General features: G+C 72.1%; 16 protein-coding genes and 1 riboswitch. Of the genes, 10 read left to right on the top strand and 6 right to left on the bottom strand.

Annotated features, from left to right (window positions below; all coding sequences use genetic code 11):
• Positions 1-222: 222 nt before the first annotated feature.
• Both OG782_RS23085 and OG782_RS23090 read left to right on the top strand, forming a co-directional pair.
• Positions 223-1,521, top strand: coding sequence for a PspC domain-containing protein (locus OG782_RS23085; RefSeq protein ID WP_406453847.1), 1,299 nt, complete (start codon positions 223-225; stop codon positions 1,519-1,521).
• On the top strand, positions 1,505-2,209 hold the full coding sequence (locus tag OG782_RS23090; protein ID WP_136327611.1) for a response regulator transcription factor: 705 nt from the start codon (positions 1,505-1,507) through the stop codon (positions 2,207-2,209). Before OG782_RS23085 ends, OG782_RS23090 begins: the two co-directional genes overlap by 17 nt.
• 12 nt (positions 2,210-2,221) lie before the next feature.
• Here the strand turns inward: OG782_RS23090 and OG782_RS23095 are convergent, their stop codons facing one another.
• Positions 2,222-3,271 carry an NlpC/P60 family protein gene (locus OG782_RS23095; RefSeq protein WP_406453849.1) on the bottom strand — a complete coding sequence of 350 codons (1,050 nt, stop codon included), beginning with the start codon at positions 3,269-3,271 and terminating at the stop codon, positions 2,222-2,224.
• Positions 3,272-3,629: 358 nt separating this feature from the next.
• Here OG782_RS23095 and OG782_RS23100 point away from each other — a divergent pair, with 358 nt between their 5' ends.
• Positions 3,630-3,983: a hypothetical protein gene (locus OG782_RS23100; protein ID WP_406453851.1), complete on the top strand. Its 354-nt coding sequence runs from the start codon at positions 3,630-3,632 to the stop codon at positions 3,981-3,983.
• 80 nt (positions 3,984-4,063) lie between these two features.
• Here the strand turns inward: OG782_RS23100 and OG782_RS23105 are convergent, their stop codons facing one another.
• The gene (locus OG782_RS23105; RefSeq protein ID WP_406453853.1) at positions 4,064-5,227 is read right to left on the bottom strand and encodes an NlpC/P60 family protein; all 1,164 of its coding nucleotides are present in this window, start codon (positions 5,225-5,227) and stop codon (positions 4,064-4,066) included.
• A riboswitch (cyclic di-AMP (ydaO/yuaA leader) is annotated at positions 5,226-5,392 on the bottom strand. It overlaps the preceding gene by 2 nt.
• Before the next feature lie 258 nt (positions 5,393-5,650).
• Here OG782_RS23105 and pcrA point away from each other — a divergent pair.
• Positions 5,651-8,089 (top strand): DNA helicase PcrA, encoded by a 2,439-nt coding sequence (pcrA, locus tag OG782_RS23110; protein ID WP_406453855.1) that lies wholly within the window; start codon positions 5,651-5,653, stop codon positions 8,087-8,089.
• A gap of 52 nt (positions 8,090-8,141) precedes the next feature.
• Here pcrA and OG782_RS23115 read toward each other — a convergent pair whose 3' ends face one another.
• Positions 8,142-9,818 (bottom strand): M23 family metallopeptidase, encoded by a 1,677-nt coding sequence (locus tag OG782_RS23115; protein ID WP_406453857.1) that lies wholly within the window; start codon positions 9,816-9,818, stop codon positions 8,142-8,144.
• A gap of 260 nt (positions 9,819-10,078) precedes the next feature.
• The gene (locus tag OG782_RS23120) at positions 10,079-10,969 is read right to left on the bottom strand and encodes an esterase/lipase family protein (RefSeq protein ID WP_406453859.1); all 891 of its coding nucleotides are present in this window, start codon (positions 10,967-10,969) and stop codon (positions 10,079-10,081) included.
• Positions 10,970-11,375: 406 nt separating this feature from the next.
• Between OG782_RS23120 and OG782_RS23125 the strand changes: the two genes are divergently transcribed.
• Positions 11,376-11,789 carry a cobalamin B12-binding domain-containing protein gene (locus tag OG782_RS23125; RefSeq protein WP_406453861.1) on the top strand — a complete coding sequence of 138 codons (414 nt, stop codon included), beginning with the start codon at positions 11,376-11,378 and terminating at the stop codon, positions 11,787-11,789.
• 220 nt (positions 11,790-12,009) lie between these two features.
• On the opposite strand, the gene OG782_RS23130 is transcribed toward OG782_RS23125, so the two are convergent.
• Complete coding sequence (locus OG782_RS23130; protein WP_406459228.1) at positions 12,010-13,632, bottom strand: DUF5691 domain-containing protein; 1,623 nt, start codon at positions 13,630-13,632, stop codon at positions 12,010-12,012.
• A 122-nt stretch (positions 13,633-13,754) separates the two neighbouring features.
• Entirely contained in the window at positions 13,755-15,188 is a 1,434-nt protein-coding gene (locus OG782_RS23135) for an SWIM zinc finger family protein (protein ID WP_406453862.1), read from the bottom strand.
• Positions 15,189-15,305: 117 nt separating this feature from the next.
• On the opposite strand from OG782_RS23135, the gene OG782_RS23140 reads away from it, so the two are divergent.
• The 5 genes from OG782_RS23140 (at position 15,306) to sucD (ending at position 22,446) form a co-directional block, all read left to right on the top strand.
• A complete protein-coding gene (locus OG782_RS23140; protein WP_406453864.1) occupies positions 15,306-16,418 on the top strand; it encodes an AAA family ATPase in 1,113 nt (370 codons plus the stop codon).
• The gene (locus tag OG782_RS23145; RefSeq protein WP_406453866.1) at positions 16,415-18,817 is read left to right on the top strand and encodes a DUF5682 family protein; all 2,403 of its coding nucleotides are present in this window, start codon (positions 16,415-16,417) and stop codon (positions 18,815-18,817) included. Before OG782_RS23140 ends, OG782_RS23145 begins: the two co-directional genes overlap by 4 nt.
• Positions 18,814-20,028, top strand: coding sequence for a VWA domain-containing protein (locus OG782_RS23150; RefSeq protein ID WP_406453868.1), 1,215 nt, complete (start codon positions 18,814-18,816; stop codon positions 20,026-20,028). The genes OG782_RS23145 and OG782_RS23150 overlap by 4 nt, the downstream gene beginning before the upstream one ends.
• Positions 20,029-20,358: 330 nt before the next feature.
• Entirely contained in the window at positions 20,359-21,540 is a 1,182-nt protein-coding gene (gene sucC, locus OG782_RS23155; RefSeq protein WP_406453870.1) for an ADP-forming succinate--CoA ligase subunit beta, read from the top strand.
• Positions 21,541-21,561: 21 nt separating this feature from the next.
• Entirely contained in the window at positions 21,562-22,446 is an 885-nt protein-coding gene (sucD, locus tag OG782_RS23160; protein WP_406453872.1) for a succinate--CoA ligase subunit alpha, read from the top strand.
• Positions 22,447-22,469 lie beyond the last annotated feature (23 nt).

Here is a 22,469-nt window from a genome sequence, read left to right on the forward strand (position 1 = left end):
CGCCGGGCCCGTCCGGCACCCGCCCCGACCCTGGCCGATCCCTGATATTGGCCCGGCCGACCCGGAAGGGGCGGTTCCGTGCACGGGGCACGTGCCGGACCGCGCCCGGCGCCCGGCCGCCCACTCCCCGCCCGCCGCCGGCCCGCTCCCGGGGTCCTCTCAGGGTCGAAGTGGGGGCCGACCCTGATGCCATCACCCGCACGGACGTGTGACGATCGGGTCATGCCAGCCGCCACGACCCGAGCCGCAAGCTCCCGCGCCCCCGATCCGGAGGAGCCGCCCCAGCGCAAGCTGTACCGCAGCGCCGACGGGCGGCTGCTCGGCGGCGTCGCACGCGGTCTCGCCGGACACCTCGGGCTGCCGGTCGCCTGGGTGCGGTTCGTCTTCCTCGGACTGTTCTTCGCGGACGGCCTCGGCGCGCTCCTGTACGCCGTGTTCTGGATCGTCGTCCCGCTCGGCGTCGGCGGTGTGGACACCCCGCGGTCCGTCTTCGAGACCGCCCCCGACGGCAGGCGCCGGCTCCGCAAACCCGACAAGGGCCAGGTCTTCGCGCTCCTCGCGCTGCTCATCGGCGCCATGATCTTCGTCGGCAACGTCGACATGGGCAGCAAGGCCGACCGCTACATCTGGCCCACCCTGCTCATCGGCGCCGGCTCCGTCCTGGTGTGGCGGCAGGCCGACAACGCCCGCCGGGCCCGCTGGATGGAGGTCGGCAGCCGCCGCCGCGTCCTGCACCTGGCCCGGGGCCTCGCCGGGGTCGCCCTGGTCGGCCTCGGCCTGGCCGGCTTCATGGTGGTACGCGGCTCCGCCGCCCAGCTGGGCAACGTCCTCACCGCGGCCATCGCCGTGCTCACCGGCATCGCCCTGCTGGCCGGCCCCTATCTCGTACGCATGACCCAGGACCTCTCCGAGGAACGCCTCATGCGCATCAGGGCCCAGGAACGGGCCGAGGTCGCCGCCCATGTGCACGACTCGGTGCTGCACACCCTCACCCTGATCCAGCGCAACGCGGAGGACGCGGGCGAGGTCCGCCGGCTGGCCCGCGCCCAGGAACGCGAGCTCCGCAACTGGCTGTACAACCCCGAGGGCACCGGCAAGGACGAGGACGACGAGCCCGAGACCCTGGCCGAGGCCGTCAAACGCGCCGCCGCCGAGGTCGAGGACAAGCACGGCGTCCCGCTGGAGGTCGTCGTCGTCGGCGACTGCCCGCTCGACGAGAAGCTGACCGCACAGATGCAGGCCGCACGTGAGGCCATGGTCAACGCCGCCAAGTACGGTGGCGAGGGCGGCGCCGTCCAGGTCTTCGCGGAGGTCGAGGGCCGCACGGTCTTCGTCTCGGTCCGCGACCGCGGTCCCGGATTCGATCTGGATTCCGTACCGGGGGACAGAATGGGCGTACGAGAATCAATCATCGGCCGGATGCAGCGCAACGGCGGCAGTGCCCGGCTGCGTTCGGTGCCCGGCGGGGGCACGGAAGTCGAGCTGGAGATGGAGAGGACGAGCGATGAACGGGACCACTGAGGCGACCGGGGGCCACGAGGGCCCGGAGCGCCGGGTACGAGTCGTGCTCGTCGACGACCACCGGATGTTCCGCACCGGAGTGCAGGCCGAGATCGGCCGCACCGAGGAGACCGGTGTCGAGGTCGTCGGCGAGGCCGCCGACGTCGACCAGGCGGTCACCGTCATCACGGCGACCCGCCCCGAGGTCGTCCTCCTCGACGTCCACCTCCCGGGCGGTGGTGGCGTCGAGGTGCTGCGCCGCTGCGCCCCGTTCATGGGCGCGGTGGAGAACCCGGTGCGCTTTCTGGCGCTGTCCGTCTCGGACGCCGCCGAGGACGTCATCGGCGTCATCCGCGGCGGCGCCCGGGGCTATGTCACCAAGACCATCACCGGCGCCGACCTGGTCGACTCGGTCTTCCGGGTCCAGGACGGCGACGCGGTGTTCTCGCCCCGGCTGGCCGGCTTCGTCCTCGACGCCTTCGCCTCGACGGACGCGCCCCCGGTCGACGAGGACCTCGACCGGCTGACCCAGCGCGAGCGCGAGGTGCTGCGGCTGATCGCCCGCGGATACGCGTACAAGGAGATCGCCAAGCAGCTGTTCATCTCGGTGAAGACGGTCGAGTCGCACGTCTCGGCGGTGCTGCGCAAGCTCCAGCTCTCCAACCGGCACGAACTGACGCGATGGGCGACGGCCCGACGGCTGGTCTGAGGCCCGGGGCGCTCAGGCCACCCGGGTCGCTCCCGCGAAGGGCATCTGGTCGATCGGCGCGATGCGGACCGGGGCGCCCGGACGCGGGGCGTGGATCATCTGGCCGTTGCCGATGTACAGACCGACATGGCTGATGCCCGAGTAGAAGAACACCAGGTCCCCGGGGGCGAGTTCGGAGCGGGAGACCCGCTGTCCGGCGTTGATCTGGGTGTACGTGGTCCGGGGGAGCGAGACACCCGCGGAGCGCCAGGCGGCCTGCGTGAGGCCGGAACAGTCGAACGAGGAGGGGCCGGTCGCGCCCCAGACGTACGGCTTGCCCAGCGCGGTGTACGCGAAGGCGACGGCCTCGGCGGCACGGGCGTTGGGCGCCCGGACGGCGCCGCGCGGGGCTCCGCGGTCGGCGTGGGCGGCGCCGCGGCCGCCCTCCGAGGCGTCGTAGGAGGCGCGTTCGGCCGGGGAGAGGCGGGCCAGCAGCCGCTGCGCCTCGGCGAGCTTGGTGCGGACCGTCGCCTTGTGCCTGCGCAGGTCGGCCTGGCGGGTCGCTAGTTCGGTCAGCTGCCCCGCGGCCTCGGCGCGCAGCTGGGACACATCGGCGACCTGGCGCTCCACGGCACGGAGCCGGGTCGCGCGGCGCTCACCGGCCCGTTCCACGTAGGAGGCGCGTTCGAGGTACTGGTCGGGGTCCGAGGAGAGCGCCAGCTGGACGGCGGGGTCGAGGCCGCCGGAACGGTACTGCGCGGCGGCGTACGAACCGAGGGCGTCCCGTGCGGTGTTGAGCCGCTCGGTCCTGCGGGCGGCCTCGTCGCGCAGGGCGTTCACGGACCTGGCGGTGGCGGCCGCCTCCACCTTCGCGCCGTTGTACTGCTCGGTGGCGACCTCGGCCTCCCGGTAGAGGCGGTCCACCTCGGCCCTGACCTGGGCGGTGGTCGGCGCCGGATCGGCGTGTGCGGATCCCGGCAGCGCGGCGGCGGCGGTGGCGGCGCCGGCGAAGGCGAGTGTCGCGGCGGTGCGGGCAGCAGAGCCGGTGTACGGGCGCTGCTTGGGTTTCCGGTGCGCTGCCACGAGGGCGGGCGTCCTTCCTGTCGACTGCCCGCCGGGGCCTACCGGCGGACCCGCCCGGGTCCGCCGGCGGGCCGCCAACAGGGGGAGCGGCCCGCCGCCGGAACCCCGGCGGGGTGAGCGGCGGCGCCGTCCGGGTGCGGAGCGGGCGGTGAGCCGGTCACCTGGAAAGGGACGCTAAACCCGGGGCACGGGGAAGAGTCGTAATGATGCTTATTGCCCGAATTTAGCGCTGTGTTGTCGTTGGCTGACCGGAAAAATTGCACCAGAGTAAGGCAATTGGTGCATTCGCCAGTTAAGCGGTCGGTAAGGCTCACCCGCCTGCGAAGTGCTGATATGGCCGCAGCTAGGCTGCGGAACCATGCGTGTACTCATCGATGTCTTCGTCGCCCTGCACATCATCGGCATCGCCGCCCTGCTGGGCGGTTTCCTCACCCAGATGAAGGCGATGGGGGCGGGCACGGCGCGATTCGTCCCGGGCATGCTGCACGGTGCGCTGACCATGCTGGTCACCGGAATCGCCCTGGTAGGGCTGAACCAGGCCGACGACCACCCGGTGAACAACGTCAAGATCGCCATCAAGCTGCTGATCCTGGTCGTGATCCTCGGGATCGTCTACGTCAAGCGGGACGAGGAGAAGGTGGACAAGGGCCTCTTCGCGGCGGTCGGCGGGCTGACGGTCGTCAACATCTTCATCGCCACGCTCTGGACCTGAGCAGGGAGCACGGCCGCGAAAACGCTGCTGCCCGGACCTGAAGAGGTCCGGGCAGCAGCGTTTTCGCGCTTCAAGGCCGCCTAGGACGGCCGCACGCTGCCGTAGATCGGCATGTAGTAGATCGACTCCTCGCGCACGTTCGCCCCCGGCTTCGGCGCGTGGATCATCATGCCGTCGCCCTTGTAGATGCCGACGTGGCTGATGTCGTCGTAGAAGAAGACCAGGTCACCGGGGCGCAGATCCGCCGTGGCGACCCGGGTGCCGACGTTCACCTGGTCCCAGGTGGTCCGGGGGATGTCGACGCCCGCGGCCTTCCAGGCCGCCTGGGTGAGTCCCGAGCAGTCGTACGAGGCCGGGCCGGTCGCCCCCCAGACGTACGGCTTGCCCAGCTGCGCACGGGCGAAGGCCAGGACCTTCTCGGCCTTCGTCGTGGCGCTGCTGTCCGAACCGGACCCCGTACCGGAGCCCGAACCCGTACCGGTGTCCGTGCCGCTCCCGGTGCCCGCCTCCTCGGCCTTGCGCGCGGCCTCCGCCTTCGCGGCCGCCTGCTTCTTCGCCAGCTCCTCGGCCTTGCGCTCGGCCTCCGCCTCCTTCTTGCGCTCCAGCTCGGCCAGGCGCGCCTTCTCCTCGGCGGTCAGCTTCGACAGCAGCGTGCGGGCCTCGGCCAGCTTCGTCCGGACGTTCTGCTTGCTGGTGCGCAGCGTGGCCTGCGACTCGGTGAGCGTCTCCAGGCTCGCCACGGCCTCGGCGCGCTGCTTGGACGCCTTCACCTGCTCCGTACGGAAGTCCGTGACGGCCTGCTGCTGGCGCGTGGCCATCCGGTCCATGAGGTGGGTCTGGTCGAAGAACGACTGCGGGTCGTCGGCCAGGAAGAACGTGGCGGTCGGTGCGAGGGCGCCGTCGCGGTACTGGGCCGCGGCGTAGGTGCCGAGCGTCCTGCGGGCCTCGTTCATCTTCGCGGTGCGCTTGGCGACGTCGTCCAGGAGCGTGTCCACCTTGGAACGCTGCTTGGTGGTCGCCTCCTTCGCCTGGTTGTACTGCTGGGTCGCGGTGCCCGCCTGCCGGTAGAGGTCGTCGACCTTCTTCTGTACGTCCTCGATGCCGGGCTTCGGGGCCGGCGCGGCCAGCGCGCTCTGCGAGGACAGCAGGGTCACCGATGCCAGCGCGGCCGAGGTGAGCCCGACGGCAGGGGCGGTGGTGCGCACCCGGGGGCGCGGTTTGCGATGCGACGCCAAGGCCGGCATCTCCTTCCGTGGACCGCCTACCGGGTTAGCTGTCGGGTTCGGGCGGAACGGAAGGCTGCCCTACGGTCCAGGTGGGGGATGCGGACCGATTCACCCCGGTGCTGCGTGTGGGTCCCCGGTTCCGGACTCCCGCTGCGGGCAGCCCGGATTCGGCGTGGACCGCCCGCTCGGCGTGGTTCGCCTTGGGGGTACGGGCCGTCCGAACGAGCACGCTAGCCAACTCATGGTGCCGCTGTGAAGGTTGATGTTCGATATGCCCGATACATTTTCGTGACCTTGGCGCATCGGGGCGGTCCGGGCAGGCGGGATACGGGATTCCCCTACGCAACGCGGTCCCCGTATTGCTGTGCGTGCCCGGACTCCGGTGCGCGGTTCGGCATGCGGCCCCTGGGTGTCGGTGCGGCGCTCTAGACTCGGACAGCGATGAGCAGCCTCTTTGACGACAGTTTCCTGGCCGGCCTCCAGCACACGGACGAAGGCCCCCCGCCGCCCCCCGAGGACTCCGCACCCGAAGCGGTGCCGGAGGACCTCTTCGCGGGCGTGTTCGACGGGCCGCCGCCGCCCCGCGACGCGTACTACCGCGACGGTGCCCACCGCCCGGTGATCGACGCCGCCGCGCTGCTCGACGGGCTGAACACCGAACAGCGCGCCGCCGTCGTGCACGCCGGTTCGCCGCTGCTCATCGTCGCCGGAGCCGGTTCGGGCAAGACCCGAGTGCTGACCCACCGCATCGCCCATCTGCTGGCCGAGCGCGGGGTGCACCCGGGCCAGATCCTGGCGATCACCTTCACCAACAAGGCCGCGGGCGAGATGAAGGAGCGCGTCGAGCAGCTCGTCGGACCGCGCGCCAACGCCATGTGGGTCATGACCTTCCACAGCGCGTGCGTACGGATCCTGCGCCGCGAGTCGAAGCGGCTCGGCTTCACCTCCTCGTTCTCGATCTACGACGCCGCCGACTCCAAGCGCCTCATGGCCCTGGTCTGCCGCGATCTCGACCTCGACCCGAAGCGCTTCCCGCCGAAGTCGTTCACGGCGAAGGTCTCGAACCTGAAGAACGAGCTGATCGACGAGGAGACCTTCGCCGGACAGGCCGCCGACGGATTCGAGAAGACCCTCGCCCAGGCCTACGCGCTCTACCAGTCCCGGCTGCGCGAGGCCAACGCCCTGGACTTCGACGACATCATCATGACGACGGTGCACCTGCTCCAGGCGTTCCCCGACGTCGCCGAGCACTACCGCCGCCGCTTCCGGCACGTCCTCGTCGACGAGTACCAGGACACCAACCACGCCCAGTACACCCTCGTACGGGAGCTGGTCGGCCCGGCCGGTCCCGAGGACGCCCCCGCCGAGCTGTGCGTCGTGGGTGACGCGGACCAGTCGATCTACGCCTTCCGCGGCGCGACCATCCGCAACATCCTCCAGTTCGAGGAGGACTATCCGAACGCGACCACGATCATGCTGGAGCAGAACTACCGCTCCACGCAGACGATCCTGTCCGCGGCCAACGCGGTCATCGAGCGCAACGAGAGCCGTCGCCCGAAGAACCTCTGGACCAACGCCGGCTCCGGCGCCCGGATCACCGGATACGTCGCGGACACCGAGCACGACGAGGCGCAGTTCGTCGCCGACGAGATCGACCGGCTGACCGACGCGGGCGACGCCAAGGCCGGCGATGTGGCGATCTTCTACCGGACGAACGCGCAGTCCCGTGTCTTCGAGGAGATCTTCATCCGCGTCGGCCTGCCGTACAAGGTCGTCGGCGGGGTGCGCTTCTACGAGCGCAAGGAGGTCAGGGACGTCCTGGCCTACCTCCGGGTCCTCTCCAACCCCGAGGACACCGTCCCGCTGCGCCGCATCCTCAATGTGCCCAAGCGGGGCATCGGCGACCGCTCCGAGGCGATGATCGACGCCCTGTCCCTGCGCGAGAAGATCACCTTCCCGCAGGCGCTGCGCCGCGTCGACGAGGCGTACGGGATGGCGGCCCGTTCCGCCAACGCCGTCAAGCGGTTCAACACGCTGATGGAGGAGCTGCGCACGGTCGTGGAGTCCGGTGCCGGACCGGCGGTCGTGGTGGAGGCCGTCATGGAGCGGACCGGCTATCTCGCCGAGCTCCAGGCGTCCACCGACCCGCAGGACGAGACCCGCATCGAGAACCTCCAGGAGCTTGCCTCCGTCGCCCTCGAATTCGAGCAGGAGCGGGCGGAGGAGGAGGGTGCGGGCACGCTCGCCGAGTTCCTGGAGAAGGTCGCGCTGGTCGCCGACGCCGACCAGATCCCCGACGAGGACGAGGACGGCTCCGGTGTCGTCACGCTGATGACGCTGCACACCGCCAAGGGCCTCGAATTCCCGGTGGTCTTCCTGACCGGCATGGAGGACGGCGTCTTCCCGCACATGCGGGCGCTGGGCCAGGTCAAGGAGCTGGAGGAGGAGCGACGGCTCGCGTACGTCGGCATCACGCGCGCCCGTGAACGGCTCTACCTGACCCGGGCGGCCATGCGCAGCGCCTGGGGCCAGCCCGCGTACAACCCGCCGTCGCGGTTCCTCGAGGAGATCCCGGACCAGCACCTGGAGTGGAAGCGCAAGGGCCCCATGGCGGCCCCGGCGGGACCGACGTCGGGCATCACCTCGTCGCTCTCCGCGTCCCGTTCGCGTTCCGGCCCCTCGGGCTTCGCGACCCGGCGGACCTCGGACAAGCCGACGATCACGCTGGTGGCCGGCGACCGGGTCACCCACGACCAGTTCGGTCTGGGCACGGTGACGGCGGTCGAGGGCATCGGCGACCAGGCGAAGGCCACGGTCGACTTCGGCGACGAGCGGCCGAAGAAGCTGCTCCTGCGGTACGCACCGGTCCAGAAGCTGTAACGCCCGTGAGCGGCCCGGCCGGAGCATTCGAGCTCCGGCCCGGCCGTGTCGCTCAGTTCGGGTTGACGCCGTGGCTGCGCAGCCACGGCAGCGGGTCGATGGCCGCGCCGCCGCCGGGCCGCACCTCGAAGTGCATGTGCGGGCCGGTCGAGTTGCCGGAGTCCCCGGAGTACGCGATGACGTCACCGGCCTTGACGGAGCCCGAGCGGATCCGGGTGCTGCTCAGGTGGCAGTACCAGGTCTCGGTGCCGTCGGCCATGGTGACGATGGCCATGTTGCCGTAGGCGGTGTTGAACTGCGTACGGACGGTGCCGTCGGTCGCCGCCATCACCGGAGTGCCGAGCTGGACGGGGAAGTCGATGCCCGTGTGCACGGACATCCAGTTGACGCCCGCCTGGCCGAAGTACGCGCTGAGGCCGTGCTGCGCGACCGGCATGACGTACTTGGGGCGCAGGGCCTCCTTGCGGGCGGCCTCCGCCTCACGCTTCTTCTTGTCGGCGGCCTGCCGCTCCTTCAGGTCGATGCGCTCCTGGGTGCGGCTGGCCCGGTCGGCGAAGTTCTCCGCGTCGGCGCTGAGATTGGCGAGCTGGGTGTCCAGCTTGTTGTTGGCCGCGACCGGCTTGACCGTGCCGGGGTCGGCGGCGGCCATGGACGTGGTGTCGTCCTTCTTCTCCTCGCCACCGCCCATGCCGCCGACGGAGGCGGCGGCGATCCCGGCCACGCTCATCACGCAGGCAGAGGGAACGGCGACGGTCAGGAGTGCGGAGCGCTTCGCGGGGGAACGCCTGCGGCTGCGACTGCCGCCACTGCGGGTGGCGGGGCGGCCTGCGGTGCGGTGGGCGTCGGCCGGGGCGGCGGATTCGGCGGCCCGGGCGCGGTCGGTGCGGTCGTCCGCGTCGGCCTCGGGGCCGTCGGCGTCGAGGTCCGTCTCCGCGGGACCGGCCTCGGCGGTGCGGTAGGGCTCGTACGGATCGAGCAGATCGTGCGGATCGTAGGAGACCTGCTCGTACGATCCGGTGGTTTGGTGCGTTCCGCCGGGCTCGTACGTTGCGCGGGGCTCGTACGTTTCGTCGCTCTCGTACGTCCCGCCGGTCTCATGTACCTCGTGAGATCCGTATGCCTCGTGCGTTTCGTACGAATGCTGCGCCGTTTGTTCGGCTTCGTACGGGGTGTTCCCGGTTTGCACCGTTTGCTGTTCGTGCTCGGGCGTGGCGCCGGTGTTCCAGGCGGTGGCGTCGTACGCGCCGGTGTCGTATCCCGCCGTGTCGGTGCTTGCCCACTGGCCGTTCGGGTGCCAGGCGGTGGTGTCCCACTGGCCGGAGGAGTCGGGGGCGCCGCCCTGGGCCGGGATCGTCGCGCCGTAGCCGTCGGCGGGCATCCAGGTCGCGGTGGTGTCGTACTGCGGAGCCACGTCGTACGGGGGGGCTGCGTCGTACTGTGCGGCCGCGTCGTACTGGGGGTGCTGCTGGGCCTGGGCGGCGTAGGCCGTGTAGTCGGCCGAGTGGTCGTAGGCGGCCGTCCGGTGCGCGCCCGTGTCCCACTGGGCGGAGTCGTACGAGCCGCTGTACGCGGCCTGTCCGCTGCCGTAGGAGGCGTCGTAGCCCGGCGCGGTGTCGTACGTGCCGTCGTAGCCGCCGGGGAGGGAGCCGAAGAGCGGGTCGCTGTCGAAGCTGCCCGTGGAGTGGCTGTCGTATCCGGCGTACCCGGCGTGGGGGGGCTGGTCGTTCACCAACTTCTCTCTCGCCTCGGCAGCAGGACCAGTGTCCGGGGGCCGACGGGGGACCCCGGGGGAAAGCAGTGGCCGCGACTGTACCCGGCGGTACGCGACGCCGACAATCTTCGACGGCTTCCCGGCGCTCAGGAAACGGGCAATCGGCCGTCTTTCGGCGGGCTGCTCACACAGCCTTGGCTCTATGTTCGAAACCCGTTCTATTCGTGGCGCAGGCGGGGTGCCGGCCGGGCGCGTCTCGATGCCCGGATTCGGCCGGTTCAGGCCACGGAAGCGGCGCCGGCTGATCCGAGGGCCGGCTCGGGTACGTCGAGCGCCTGACGGACTCCGGCGGCAACGGCCGGGTGCACCGGCAGGGCGAGGTGCCCGATTCCGCTGACGCGCACGTTCAGCGCGTCGAGGTCCGGGTGGTCGATACAGGCCGCCTCGGCCGGGACGATCACCTGGTCCAGCTCGCTCCAGAAGCTGACGAACCGGGTACGGCAGCCGGGGGCGGGCAGCCGCAGTTCCTCGATCGGGACCGAGCCACTGCGCATCTGCCGCACGATGGGGTGAGCGCTGGCCAGCGGGGCGACGGCCGTGCCCGCGTGCGGTGTGCCGAGGGTGACCAGCGTGCGCACCCGCCGGTCACCGCCCAGGCGCTGCACGTAGTAGCGCGCCAGGAGACCGCCGAGGCTGTGCCCGACGATGTCGACCTCGCGGTGTCCCGTGCGGGCGCAGATCTCCTCGATGTGCCGGCCCAGCAACTCGGCGGCCGTACGGATGTCACAGGTCAGCGGGGAGTAGTTGAGCGACTCCACGTGGCGCCAGCCGTGCCGGGTCAGCGAGCGGCGCAGCAGGACGAACACCGAGCGGTTGTCGATGAAGCCGTGCAGGAGCACGACGGGCGGCCGGTCGGGGCGCCCGGCGGGCAGGGTGGCGGTCCCGGCCGGTGCGGGGGCCGAATCGGTGGGGGCCGGTCCGGGGCGCCGCTCACCGGTGATTCCGGTGGGATACAGGAGCACGTGTCCGGCGAGCACCACGAGTTCCAGGGCGGTCGCTCTCAGCAGTGCGGCCGGCAGCCGGGCGGCCGGCAACCAGGCGGCTGGCAGCCAGGCGGTGCGCAGGCAGGTGCGGCGCAGCAGTAGGGGAAGGAAAGGCAGGGTCTTCATCGTCGACCTCCTGCTCCGGCACCCGGGGTGAGGCGGCTCCGTGCCCCGTATGCCCTCATGGGGTGCCGTGTCGGAGGCCCGGTCCGGTGTGTCGCCGGCCGGGACCGGCCGCCCGCCGTGCTTTCCGGATCACCTTCCGTGACCGGCCGGAGGGCAGATGGTGAGCCGTACCACCGTGCCGTGCGGCTGACGGCGCGGTGATACGACGACCTCGATGCGGCTCCCCAGGCGCCGGTCCCGCGCGGCAGGTCTGCCGTCTACCGCGGGAACGGTGCCCGGTGAACATGTCCCAGGTGTGATTTCCCCCTCCCGGTCCACCGCGAAACGGCGGCTTGCGGGATGCTGTGGATAACGTTCGTTCACATCCCCGGCCCTTCCGGTACGGGAGACGCATGTGGAGGCAGTGATGGGTGTGACCGGTCCGATCCGTGTGGTGGTGGCCAAGCCGGGCCTCGACGGCCATGACCGCGGGGCCAAAGTGATCGCGCGGGCCCTGCGCGACGCCGGTATGGAGGTCATTTACACGGGGCTCCACCAGACGCCCGAGCAGATCGTGGACACCGCGATCCAGGAGGATGCCGACGCGATCGGTCTCTCGATCCTCTCCGGTGCGCACAACACGCTCTTCGCGAAGGTGATCGAGCTGCTGAAGGAGCGCGAGGCGGAGGACATCAAGGTCTTCGGCGGCGGCATCATCCCGGAGGCGGACATCGCCCCGCTGAAGGAGCTCGGCGTCGCGGAGATCTTCACCCCCGGCGCGACGACCGTCGCGATCGTCGAGTGGGTCAACGCACACGTCCGCCAGCCGGCGGGAGCCTGACCCCTGCCAGGTCGGGGGTGGGGGCTGCCCCCTGCCCCCTGACCCCGTCGCCGGGGGTGTCCGACCCCGCCGCCGGCGGGGCGCGACGCCCGGACCCGTCGCGCCGCGCTGCGGGACGGGGCGGGCGGGGCGCTGCGGGACGGGGCGGGGGCCGACGCGTCTGCCGGCCTTCCGTCTGTCGGCCCTCCGCCTTCCGCCTTCCGCCCTCCGCCCGTCCGTCTCACCGGTCCGGCGCCAGCTCCCTGTCCATCGCGGCCCGCAGGCGCAGGGTGGAGACCAGGCGCTGGAACGCCTCCGACCAGTAGCCGTTCGCACCGGGTGAGGCGTCCGCGGGTTCGTCCGGGGTCGTGGTGAGGACCTCCAGCCGGTTCGCCTCGGCCGGATCCAGGCAGCGCTCGGCCAGGCCCATCACGCCGCTGAAGCTCCACGGATAACTGCCCGCGTCCCGGGCGATGTCGAGGGCGTCGACGACGGACCGGCCGAGCGGACCGGCCCATGGCACCGGGCAGACGCCCAGCAGCTGGAACGCCTCCGACAGGCCGTGCGCGGCGATGAAGTCCGCCACCCAGGCCGCCCGTTCCCCGGCGGGCAGCACGGCCAGGAGCTTGGACCGTTCGGCGAGCGAGGCCGTGCCGGGGCCGTTCGACGGAGGTGTGGACGGGGCGCCGAGCAGGGCCCGCGCCCACTCCGGGTCCCGCTGCCGCACGGCCGCCCGGCACCAGGCCGCGTGCAGTTCCTCGCCCCAGCCGTCCGCCACGGGGAGCGCGACGATCTCCCGCACACCCCGGCCGCCGAACCGCGCCGTCCAGACGGAGAGCGGTGAGGACTCCACCAACTGGCCGAGCCACCACGACCGTTCGCCACGGCCGGACGGCGGGAGGGCCACCACTCCGTCGCGCTGCATCGACGCATCGCATTCGTGCGGGGCCTCCACCGCCACGGACGGCTCGGTGCCGGTGAGGCCGGGACTCACACAGGACAGGGCGCGGGCCGCCATCCGGCCGGCGAGCGCCGATCCGGGCAGCGCCGACAGCAACTCGGCGGCCGTCGCCCGGACATTGCGGCTGCGGTCGGCGAGCGCCTGCTCCAGGAACTCCTCGTCCGCACCGGACAGCCCGGTGCGCAGGGAGTCGGCGAACATCAGCCGGTCCTCGGCCCGCTCGGTGGACCAGGTCGTGGCGAGCAGGGCGCGGGCGGCGTCCGCGTCATGCGCCCGTACGGCCGCGAGCAGCGCGACCCGCTCCGCGAACAGGCCCTCCTCCCACAACCGGCGCACCGCCTCCTGATCGGTCACCGAGGGCAGCAGCGAACTGCCCGACGAGCCACGCAGCGCGAACTTCCACTCCGGGTTCATCCCGGCCAGCCACAGCCCGCGCGGACCGGCGAACTCCAGGGCCTGGGGCCGCAGATCGGTCCGCGCCCTGGCCGCGTCCAGCAGGGGCGGCAGTACCGCGTCGGGTGCCCGGTAGCCGTGCAGGTTGGCGGTGGCCAGCCACTGCGGTATCAGTTCCGTCAGATCGGGGGCCGCGCCGCGCCTGCCGCCCGACCCGCCGGCCGCCGCCCGGTCGGCGAGCAGCAGCGCCAGCCGGCTCCGGGCGGCCGCGGGCAGCGGCGGCCGCGGATCGGCGGGTGCGGGGTCCGGCAGGGGAGCCGCGGGAGCGGGCAGCAGACCCGCCCGGCGGCGCACCGTGTGCAGCGCCGCGGCGTCCAGCAGCGCCACCGCCGCGCCGTCCGGTCCCGTACCGGCCGAGGTCCCGGGCGGGCGGCGGTCCGTACCGAGCAGCGCGGAAGTGACGAGCTCCTCCCACGGGGCGGACACGGCCACGTCGGCGGACTCGGACATGGGCGTGGACACGGGTGTGGCGGGCGTGGGTGCGGGCATCCGGGTGGACGAGGCGGGAGTCGGAGTGGGAGTGGGTACCGGTGCGGGCGGGGTGGTGCGGGGCATCGCTCCTCCTTCAGGGGTCAGATGAGCGGTACGGTCTCGGCGGCCTGCGGAGCAGCGGCAGAACCGGCAGACGTGGCGGTGTCGCCGCCCTCGCGTCCGGACGGCCAGGCGGCGAGCGGATCGAAACCGCGGTGGCCGCATTCACCGAAGACGGTGAGCGGTCCGCCGCCCGAGACCGCGACGAGCTTCCACAGCGCCGGCCGGGACAGGGCGACGGCGGCGACGGGCAGCGCCGAACGGCCCTGCGCGTCCGCCAGTTGCCAGCCGTCCGCGGCCGCCACCGGTATGACATCGCGCAGCGTCACGGGCCAGGACTCCAGCCACGGGTCGTCGCCCAGGGCCCTGCCGTACGCGGCGATCGCCTCGGTGACCGTGACACCCGGCGGCGGCGTACCGGTCTGCTCCGGCGCCCCGAACTGCGGGCCCAGCTCGGCCCGCAGCTGCGCGGACCCCGGGTACGGCGTCAGCTCGGCGTCGATCGTGACGCCCACCGGGAGGGCCTGGCCGGGGGAGCGCCCCGCTGCCCCGAAGGACAGGAGCAGCGCGGTGCGGCCCGAGTCCCTTCCGTACAGCCAGATGCGGCGGGTGACGATCTTGCCGTCGGGGGTGTCGTACTGGGCGAGGACCAGCCAGCGGTCGCGGACCGGCGGGCCCTGTGCCGGGGTCGTCAGTCCCACCCTCGTGCGGACCGTCGCGGCCAGCGGGTCGGGCAGCCGGTCGAGGCCGAGCCAGGCCCTGTCCAGCAGATGGAGCAGCGCACACTCCTCCAGCAGCCGCACCGGCCAGCCCGGCCCGGACGCCGGTATCGCGCCCAGCTCCCGGACCCGGCCCGCGAGACCGGGCGCCTGCGCGTCGACCATGCGGGCCGCCGTCTCCTCCCACAGCCCGTATCCCGACTGCTCGGTCGCGGCCAGACCGCCACGCAGCAGGTCGGTCAGCCGCTGTTCCAGCTCCAGTGCGCCGCCGCCGATCCGCTCGGCCCGGCGCTCGGCCCGCCGCCGGGCAGCCTCCGGGTCGGCGGGCCCGCCCGCCGTGCCGTCGGCCCGGTCGGGCCGCTGCTTGTCCTGCGCGCGGGCGCGACGGTCCGTCAGCCAGTCGCCGGCCCAGTCCGGCGGATCCGCTGCGGGCACGGCCGGCCCGTCGGACGCGCGGAGCAGCAGCAGGCCCAGCGCGTGCTTGCACGGGAACTTCCGGCTGGGGCAACTGCACTTGTACGCGGGGCCCGTGGTGTCGATCACCGTCCGGTACGGCTTGCTCCCGCTTCCTCTGCACAGCCCCCAGACCGCACCCGAACCGTCCCGCCCGGTGTCCGACCACGGACCGGCCGAACCGAGCTTGTTCCCCGCCTTGCGTGAAGCGTCGTCAGGAGCCAGGGCCAGGACCTGCTCCACCGTCCAGCGCGCCACCGGAGCAGCGGCGCCCAAGGGTTCTCCCCCGTCAGTCAGCAGCATGGGAACGACGGTAGGCCGCGCCACTGACAACCGGCCCCGACCTGGGGAAAGGCCGATTGTCAGTGGCATGGTGCACCGTGGGAACCACACCAGGCCGACCGATCTGGAGGGGGATCCATGACCGTGTCCGAAACCACCGCAGCCATCGGCGGCGAGGCTCTGCGCCCGCATGCCGAGGACGCCTTCGCCGATGAGCTGAAGGCGCTCGCCGCCGCCGACGACCGTCCCCGGCCCGCGCGTTGGCGGCTCTCGCCGTGGGCCGTCGCCACGTACCTGCTCGGCGGCACGCTGCCCGACGGCACCGTGATCACGCCCAAGTACGTGGGCCCGCGCCGGCTCGTCGAGGTCGCCGTCACCACACTCGCCACCGACCGTGCGCTGCTGCTCCTCGGTGTGCCCGGCACCGCCAAGACCTGGGTCTCCGAGCATCTCGCGGCCGCCGTGAGCGGCGACTCCACCCTGCTCGTCCAGGGCACGGCGGGCACCCCCGAGGAAGCCGTCCGCTACGGATGGAATTACGCGGAACTGCTCGCGCACGGCCCCAGCCGTGACGCGCTGGTGCCCAGCCCGCTGATGCGCGCCATGTCCGAGGGAATGACCGCACGCATCGAGGAACTGACCCGCATCCCCGCCGATGTGCAGGACTCGCTGATCACGATCCTGTCGGAGAAGACACTGCCCCTGCCCGAACTGGGCCAGGAGGTCCAGGCCGTCCGCGGGTTCAACGTCATCGCCACGGCCAACGACCGCGACCGCGGGGTCAACGAACTGTCCAGCGCGCTGCGCCGCCGGTTCAACACCGTGGTGCTGCCGCTGCCCGCCACCCCGGAGGCGGAGGTCGACATCGTCTCCCGGCGCGTCGACCAGGTCGGGCGCTCGCTCGACCTGCCGCCCGCGCCCGACGGCCTCGCGGAGATCCGCCGTGTGGTCACGGTCTTCCGAGAGCTGCGCGACGGCGTCACCACCGACGGCCGCACCAAGGTCAAGTCCCCTTCGGGGACGCTGTCCACGGCCGAGGCCATCTCCGTCGTCACCAACGGCCTGGCCCTCGCAGCCCACTTCGGCGACGGCGTGCTGCGCCCCGGGGACGTCGCGGCCGGCATCCTCGGCGCGGTCGTCCGCGACCCGGCGGCCGACCGTGTGGTCTGGCAGGAGTATCTGGAGACCGTGGTGCGCGAGCGGGACGGCTGGAAGGACTTCTACCGCGCCTGCCGTGAGGTCTCCGTATGACCGGCACCCACCCCGCGGGGCCGCTGCTGCTGGGGGTGCGGCACCACGGCCCGGGGTCCGCCCGCGCCGTCCGCGCCGCCCTGGACGCCGCCCGCCCGCGGGCGGTGCTCATCGAGGGGCCGCCCGAGGGCGACGCACTGCTGCCGCTCGCGGCCGACGAGCAGATGCGGCCGCCCGTCGCCCTGCTCGCCCATGCGGTGGACGACCCGGGCCGGGCGGCGTTCTGGCCGTTCGCCGCGTTCTCGCCCGAGTGGGTGGCGATCCGCTGGGCCCTGGCGCACGGCGTCCCGGTCCGCTTCATCGACCTGCCCGCGGCGCACTCCCTGGCCATGGAGGAGGGCGAGCGGGACGACCGGCCGGCCCAGGGTGCGGAGGGGGACGACGAGCCCCGGCCCGTGCCCGTCGACCCCATCCGGGTACTGGCCGAGACAGCGGGATACGACGACCCCGAGCGGTGGTGGGAGGACGTCGTCGAACACCGCGTCCCCGGCGCCGCCGACACCGGCCCGCTCGCCGCGTTCGCCGCGCTCGGTGAGGCGATGACCGCCCTGCGCGAGGTGTACGGGGACGGCGGACACCCCAGGGACGCGGTGCGTGAGGCGTACATGCGCATCCAACTGCGCGCGGCGGTGAAGGAGTTCGGCGACGGTTTCGCCGTGGTGTGCGGTGCCTGGCACGTGCCCGCGCTGCGGGCCCGGACGACGCTCACCGCGGACCGGGCCCTCCTCAAGGGGCTGCCCAAGGTCAAGGCCGAACTGACCTGGGTGCCATGGACCCACGAAAGGCTCGCCCGGCACAGCGGATACGGGGCCGGGATCGACTCGCCCGGCTGGTACGCGCACCTCTTCGCCGCCCCGGACCGCCCGGTCGAGCGCTGGATGACGAAGGTAGCCGGACTCCTGCGCGACGAGGACCGGTTCGTGTCGTCCGCCCATGTGATCGAAGCGGTCCGGCTCGCCGAGACCCTCGCCGCCATGCGGGGCAGGCCGCTCGCCGGACTGAGCGAGACGACCGACGCCGTCCGGGCCGTGATGTGCGAGGGCTCCGACGTACCGCTCGCCCTCGTCCGGGAGCGCCTGATCGTCGGCGGGACCCTCGGCGAGGTCCCGGACACCGCCCCCGCGGTGCCGCTGCAGCGCGACCTCGTCCGTCAGCAGCGCACCCTGCGGCTCAAACCCGAGGCGTCCGAGCGGGAGATGGAGCTCGACCTCCGCAAGGACACCGACGCGGACCGCAGCCGGCTGCTGCACCGGCTGCGCGTCCTCGGCGTCGGATGGGGCGAACCCACCGCGGGCCGGGGGAGCACCGGCACCTTCCGGGAGAGCTGGCGGCTGCGCTGGGAACCCGAGCTGTACGTGCGCGTCGCGGAGGCCGGGGTCTGGGGCACCACCGTGCTCGCCGCCGCGACCGCCCGCGCCGAGTCGGACGCCCTGGCGGCCACCGCCCTCGCCGAGGTGACCGCCCTCGCCGAGCGGTGCCTGCTGGCCGGGCTGCCCGAGGCCCTGCCCGTCGTGATGCGGGTCCTCGCCGACCGCGCCGCGCTCGACACCGATGTCGGCCACCTCGCCGACGCGCTGCCCGCCCTGGCCCGCACCCTGCGCTACGGGGACGTCCGCTCGACGGACACCGCGGCGCTCGGGGAGGTCGCGGCCGGGCTGGCGGAGCGGATCTGTGTCGGGCTGCCTCCCGCCTGCTCCGGGCTCGACACCGACGGGGCCGAGGCGCTGCGCCGGCAGGTGGACGGCGTCCACACGGCGATCGGGCTGCTCGCCGGTGCCGTACCGGCCAATGCGGACGGGCTGCGCGAGCGCTGGAGGGCGGTGCTGCACAAGCTCGCGGCCCGGGACGCGGTCGCGGGTGTCATCAGGGGCCGGGCCGCCCGGCTGCTGCTCGACGACGGGCACCTCGCACAGGACGACGCGGCCCGGCTGATGGGCCTCGCCCTGTCGCCCGGCACACCGCCCGCCGACGCCGCCGCCTGGATCGAGGGCTTCGTCGGCGGAGCGGCCGGCGGCGGCATGCTCCTGATCCACGACGAACGGCTGCTCGCCCTCGTCGACTCCTGGCTCACCGGCGTCCCCGCCGCCACCTTCACCGATGTGCTGCCGCTGCTGCGCCGCACCTTCTCGGCGTACGAGCCGGGCGTACGGCGCACGCTGGGCGAGCTCGTCCGGCGCGGCCCGGTGCCCGCCGGAGCCGCGGGCACCGGCGCGGTCCCGGGAGGCGAGGCGACCGCACCGGGCTTCGGACCGGTCCTGGACGTGGCCCGCGCGGACGCGGTCGTGCCGGTACTGCGCCTGCTCCTCGGCCCGGGCTCGGAAGCGGAAGGGCCGGCAGAGGCACCCGGCAACGAAAAGGCACCCGGTATCGAACAGGAACCCCTGGGGGCAACGGGATGACGACAGACAGCGGGACGGCGACGGACGTCGGGGAGCGGCTGCGGCGCTGGCGCATGGTGCTGGGTGCGGACAGTGCGCAGAGCACCGGCTGCACGCTCACCGGACGCGATGCCGCGATGGACGGTGCGCTGAGCGCGCTGTACGAGGGCGGCAGCAAACCCGGCGGCCGGGGCAGCACCGGACGTTCGGCGGGTCTCGGCGCCTCGGCGCCGTCCGTGGCCCGCTGGCTCGGGGACATCCGGACGTACTTCCCCAGCTCCGTCGTCCAGGTCATGCAGCGCGACGCCATCGACCGCCTCGGCCTCTCCGCGCTCCTGCTCGAACCGGAGATGCTGGAGGCCGTCGAGGCGGACGTCCACCTGGTCGGCACCCTGCTCTCCCTCAACAAGGTCATGCCCGAGACGACGAGGGAAACCGCGAGAGCCGTCGTCCGCAAGGTCGTCGAGCAGCTGGAGAAGCGGCTCACCACGCGTACCCGGGCCACGCTCACCGGTGCGCTGGACCGCTCGGCGAGGATCGCCCGGCCGCGTCACCACGACATCGACTGGGACCGCACCATCCGGGCCAACCTCAAGAACTACCTGACCCTGCCCGGAGAGGACGGCGCCGGGACGATCGTCCCGGAGCGGCTCATCGGCTACGGGCGTGCCGCGCAGTCCGTGAAGAAGGACGTCATCCTCTGCATCGACCAGTCCGGCTCGATGGCGGCCTCCGTGGTCTACGCGTCGGTGTTCGGCGCGGTGCTCGCCTCCATGCGCGCTCTGCGGACCAGGCTCGTCGTCTTCGACACGGCGGTGGTCGATCTCACCGATCAGCTCGACGACCCCGTCGATGTGCTCTTCGGCACCCAGCTCGGCGGCGGCACCGACATCAACCGGGCGCTGGCCTACTGCCAGTCGAGGATCACCCGCCCCGCCGACACCGTCGTCGTGCTCATCAGCGACCTCTACGAGGGCGGTATCCGCAACGAGATGCTGAAGCGGGTCGCCGCGATGAAGGCGTCCGGAGTGCAGTTCGTGACGCTGCTCGCCCTCTCCGACGAAGGCGCGCCCGCCTACGACCGCGACCATGCGGCGGCACTCTCCGCGCTGGGCGCTCCGGCCTTCGCCTGTACGCCGGATCTCTTCCCGGACGTGATGGCAGCCGCGATCGAGAAGCGGCCGCTGCCCGTACCGGACAGGGAGACCGACGCGAAGGCGCTCAGGGGCTGACCTCGGGCACCCCCTTGCGTCCCCGGCGCCCCCTGTCACCGCTCCGGACCAGCGGGGACCGCCCGGTCCACCGGGGGCGCTCCACCGCCGCGCCCCTGCCGTTTTGTCCACTGCGACCCGGCCACCAGCGCGATCTGTGACCGTAATCACCGCCCAGGTGTGATCTGCGATTTAGGGTCCGGAGGGGCTCGGGGATAACCTGCGAGACGGACATGCCGCGTATTCGGTCACCGTGTGCGCCTTCGTTGTGACAGAGCAGTCACGTTGCCCCTCGCGGCACGCCCACGCAGAAAACCAACCGCGAGACCATTTGATAAGGGACGGACGCGCGTGGACCTGTTCGAGTACCAGGCGAGGGACCTCTTCGCCAAGCACGGTGTACCGGTGCTGGCCGGTGAAGTGATCGAGACGCCTGAGGCAGCCCGCGAGGCGACCGAACGGCTGGGCGGCAAGTCGGTCGTCAAGGCGCAGGTGAAGGTCGGTGGCCGCGGCAAGGCCGGTGGCGTGAAGCTGGCCGCCACCGCCGACGAGGCGGTCGCCCGGGCGACCGACATCCTCGGCATGGACATCAAGGGCCACACGGTCCACAAGGTGATGATCGCCGAGCTGTCCCCGGAGATCGAGGCGGAGTACTACGTCTCGTACCTCCTCGACCGCACCAACCGCACCTTCCTGGCCATGGCCTCGGTGCAGGGTGGCATGGACATCGAGGAGGTCGCGGAGAAGACCCCCGAGGCCCTCGCGAAGGTCCCGGTCAACGCCGTCGACGGGGTTGACATCGTCAAGGCCCGCGAGATCGTGGCCCAGGCGAAGTTCCCGGCCGACGTGGCCGAGGGTGTCGCCGAGGCCATGGTGACCCTGTGGGACACCTTCGTCGCCGAGGACGCCCTCCTCGTCGAGGTCAACCCGCTGGTGAAGACCAAGGACGGCCGGATCCTGGCGCTGGACGGAAAGGTGTCTCTCGACGAGAACGCCGACTTCCGTCAGCCGGGTCACGAGGCGCTCGAGGACAAGGACGCAGCCAACCCGCTCGAGGCTGCCGCCAAGGCCAAGAACCTCAACTACGTCAAGCTCGACGGCGAGGTCGGCATCATCGGTAACGGTGCCGGTCTGGTCATGTCGACCCTGGACGTCGTCGCGTACGCCGGTGAGAACCACGGCAACGTGAAGCCCGCCAACTTCCTCGACATCGGTGGCGGCGCCTCCGCAGAGGTCATGGCGAACGGCCTGGAGATCATCCTCGGCGACCCGGACGTCAAGTCCGTGTTCGTCAACGTCTTCGGTGGCATCACCGCCTGTGACGAGGTCGCCAACGGCATCGTCCAGGCGCTCGAGCTGCTCAAGACCAAGGGCGAGGCGGTCACCAAGCCGCTCGTCGTGCGCCTTGACGGCAACAACGCGGAGCTGGGTCGCAAGATCCTCTCCGACGCCAACCACCCGCTGGTCCAGCGCGTGGACACCATGGACGGCGCGGCCGACAAGGCCGCCGAGCTCGCCGCGGCTGCGAAGTAAGGAAGAGGGACTCAGACCACCATGGCTATCTTCCTCACCAAGGACAGCAAGGTCATCGTCCAGGGGATGACCGGCGCGACGGGCATGAAGCACACCAAGCTCATGCTCGCCGACGGCACCGACATCGTCGGCGGCGTGAACCCGCGCAAGGCCGGCACGACCGTCGACTTCGACGGCACCGAGGTACCGGTCTTCGGCTCCGTCGCCGAGGCGATGGAGAAGACCGGCGCGAACGTGTCCGTCCTCTTCGTGCCGCCGGCCTTCTCCAAGGCCGCCGTCGTCGAGGCGATCGACGCCGAGATCCCGCTCGCCGTCGTGATCACCGAGGGCATCGCCGTTCACGACTCGGCCGCCTTCTGGGCGTACGCCAACGCCAAGGGCAACAAGACCCGGATCATCGGTCCGAACTGCCCCGGCCTGATCACCCCCGGTCAGTCCAACGCCGGCATCATCCCGGGCGACATCACCAAGCCCGGCCGCATCGGTCTCGTGTCGAAGTCCGGCACGCTGACCTACCAGATGATGTACGAGCTCCGTGACATCGGCTTCTCGTCCGCCGTCGGCATCGGTGGCGACCCGGTCATCGGTACGACGCACATCGACGCCCTCGCGGCGTTCGAGGCCGACCCCGAGACCGACCTGATCGTCATGATCGGCGAGATCGGCGGCGACGCCGAGGAGCGTGCGGCGGACTTCATCGCGAAGAACGTCACCAAGCCGGTCGTCGGTTACGTCGCGGGCTTCACCGCCCCCGAGGGCAAGACCATGGGCCACGCGGGCGCCATCGTCTCCGGCTCCTCCGGCACCGCGCAGGCGAAGAAGGAGGCCCTCGAGGCCGCAGGCGTCAAGGTCGGCAAGACGCCGACCGAGACCGCCAAGCTGGCGCGCGAGATCCTCGGCGCCTGACGCACCACCGTTGTAGCGCGTCA

Source organism: Streptomyces sp. NBC_00876, assembly GCF_045207435.1.
GTDB lineage: Bacteria > Actinomycetota > Actinomycetes > Streptomycetales > Streptomycetaceae > Streptomyces.

Excerpts from the sequence above, each read along its gene's own strand:
- OG782_RS23085 (WP_406453847.1), top strand. The coding sequence starts at position 223 with ATGCCAGCCGCCACGACCCGAGCCGCAAGCTCCCGCGCCCCCGATCCG.
- OG782_RS23120 (WP_406453859.1), bottom strand. The coding sequence starts at position 10,969 with ATGAAGACCCTGCCTTTCCTTCCCCTACTGCTGCGCCGCACCTGCCTG.
- OG782_RS23140 (WP_406453864.1), top strand. The coding sequence starts at position 15,306 with ATGACCGTGTCCGAAACCACCGCAGCCATCGGCGGCGAGGCTCTGCGC.
- OG782_RS23130 (WP_406459228.1), bottom strand. The coding sequence starts at position 13,632 with ATGTCCGAGTCCGCCGACGTGGCCGTGTCCGCCCCGTGGGAGGAGCTC.
- OG782_RS23090 (WP_136327611.1), top strand. The coding sequence starts at position 1,505 with ATGAACGGGACCACTGAGGCGACCGGGGGCCACGAGGGCCCGGAGCGC.
- OG782_RS23145 (WP_406453866.1), top strand. The coding sequence starts at position 16,415 with ATGACCGGCACCCACCCCGCGGGGCCGCTGCTGCTGGGGGTGCGGCAC.
- OG782_RS23100 (WP_406453851.1), top strand. The coding sequence starts at position 3,630 with ATGCGTGTACTCATCGATGTCTTCGTCGCCCTGCACATCATCGGCATC.
- OG782_RS23150 (WP_406453868.1), top strand. The coding sequence starts at position 18,814 with ATGACGACAGACAGCGGGACGGCGACGGACGTCGGGGAGCGGCTGCGG.
- OG782_RS23105 (WP_406453853.1), bottom strand. The coding sequence starts at position 5,227 with ATGCCGGCCTTGGCGTCGCATCGCAAACCGCGCCCCCGGGTGCGCACC.
- OG782_RS23125 (WP_406453861.1), top strand. The coding sequence starts at position 11,376 with ATGGGTGTGACCGGTCCGATCCGTGTGGTGGTGGCCAAGCCGGGCCTC.
- pcrA (WP_406453855.1), top strand. The coding sequence starts at position 5,651 with ATGAGCAGCCTCTTTGACGACAGTTTCCTGGCCGGCCTCCAGCACACG.
- sucD (WP_406453872.1), top strand. The coding sequence starts at position 21,562 with ATGGCTATCTTCCTCACCAAGGACAGCAAGGTCATCGTCCAGGGGATG.
- OG782_RS23135 (WP_406453862.1), bottom strand. The coding sequence starts at position 15,188 with ATGCTGCTGACTGACGGGGGAGAACCCTTGGGCGCCGCTGCTCCGGTG.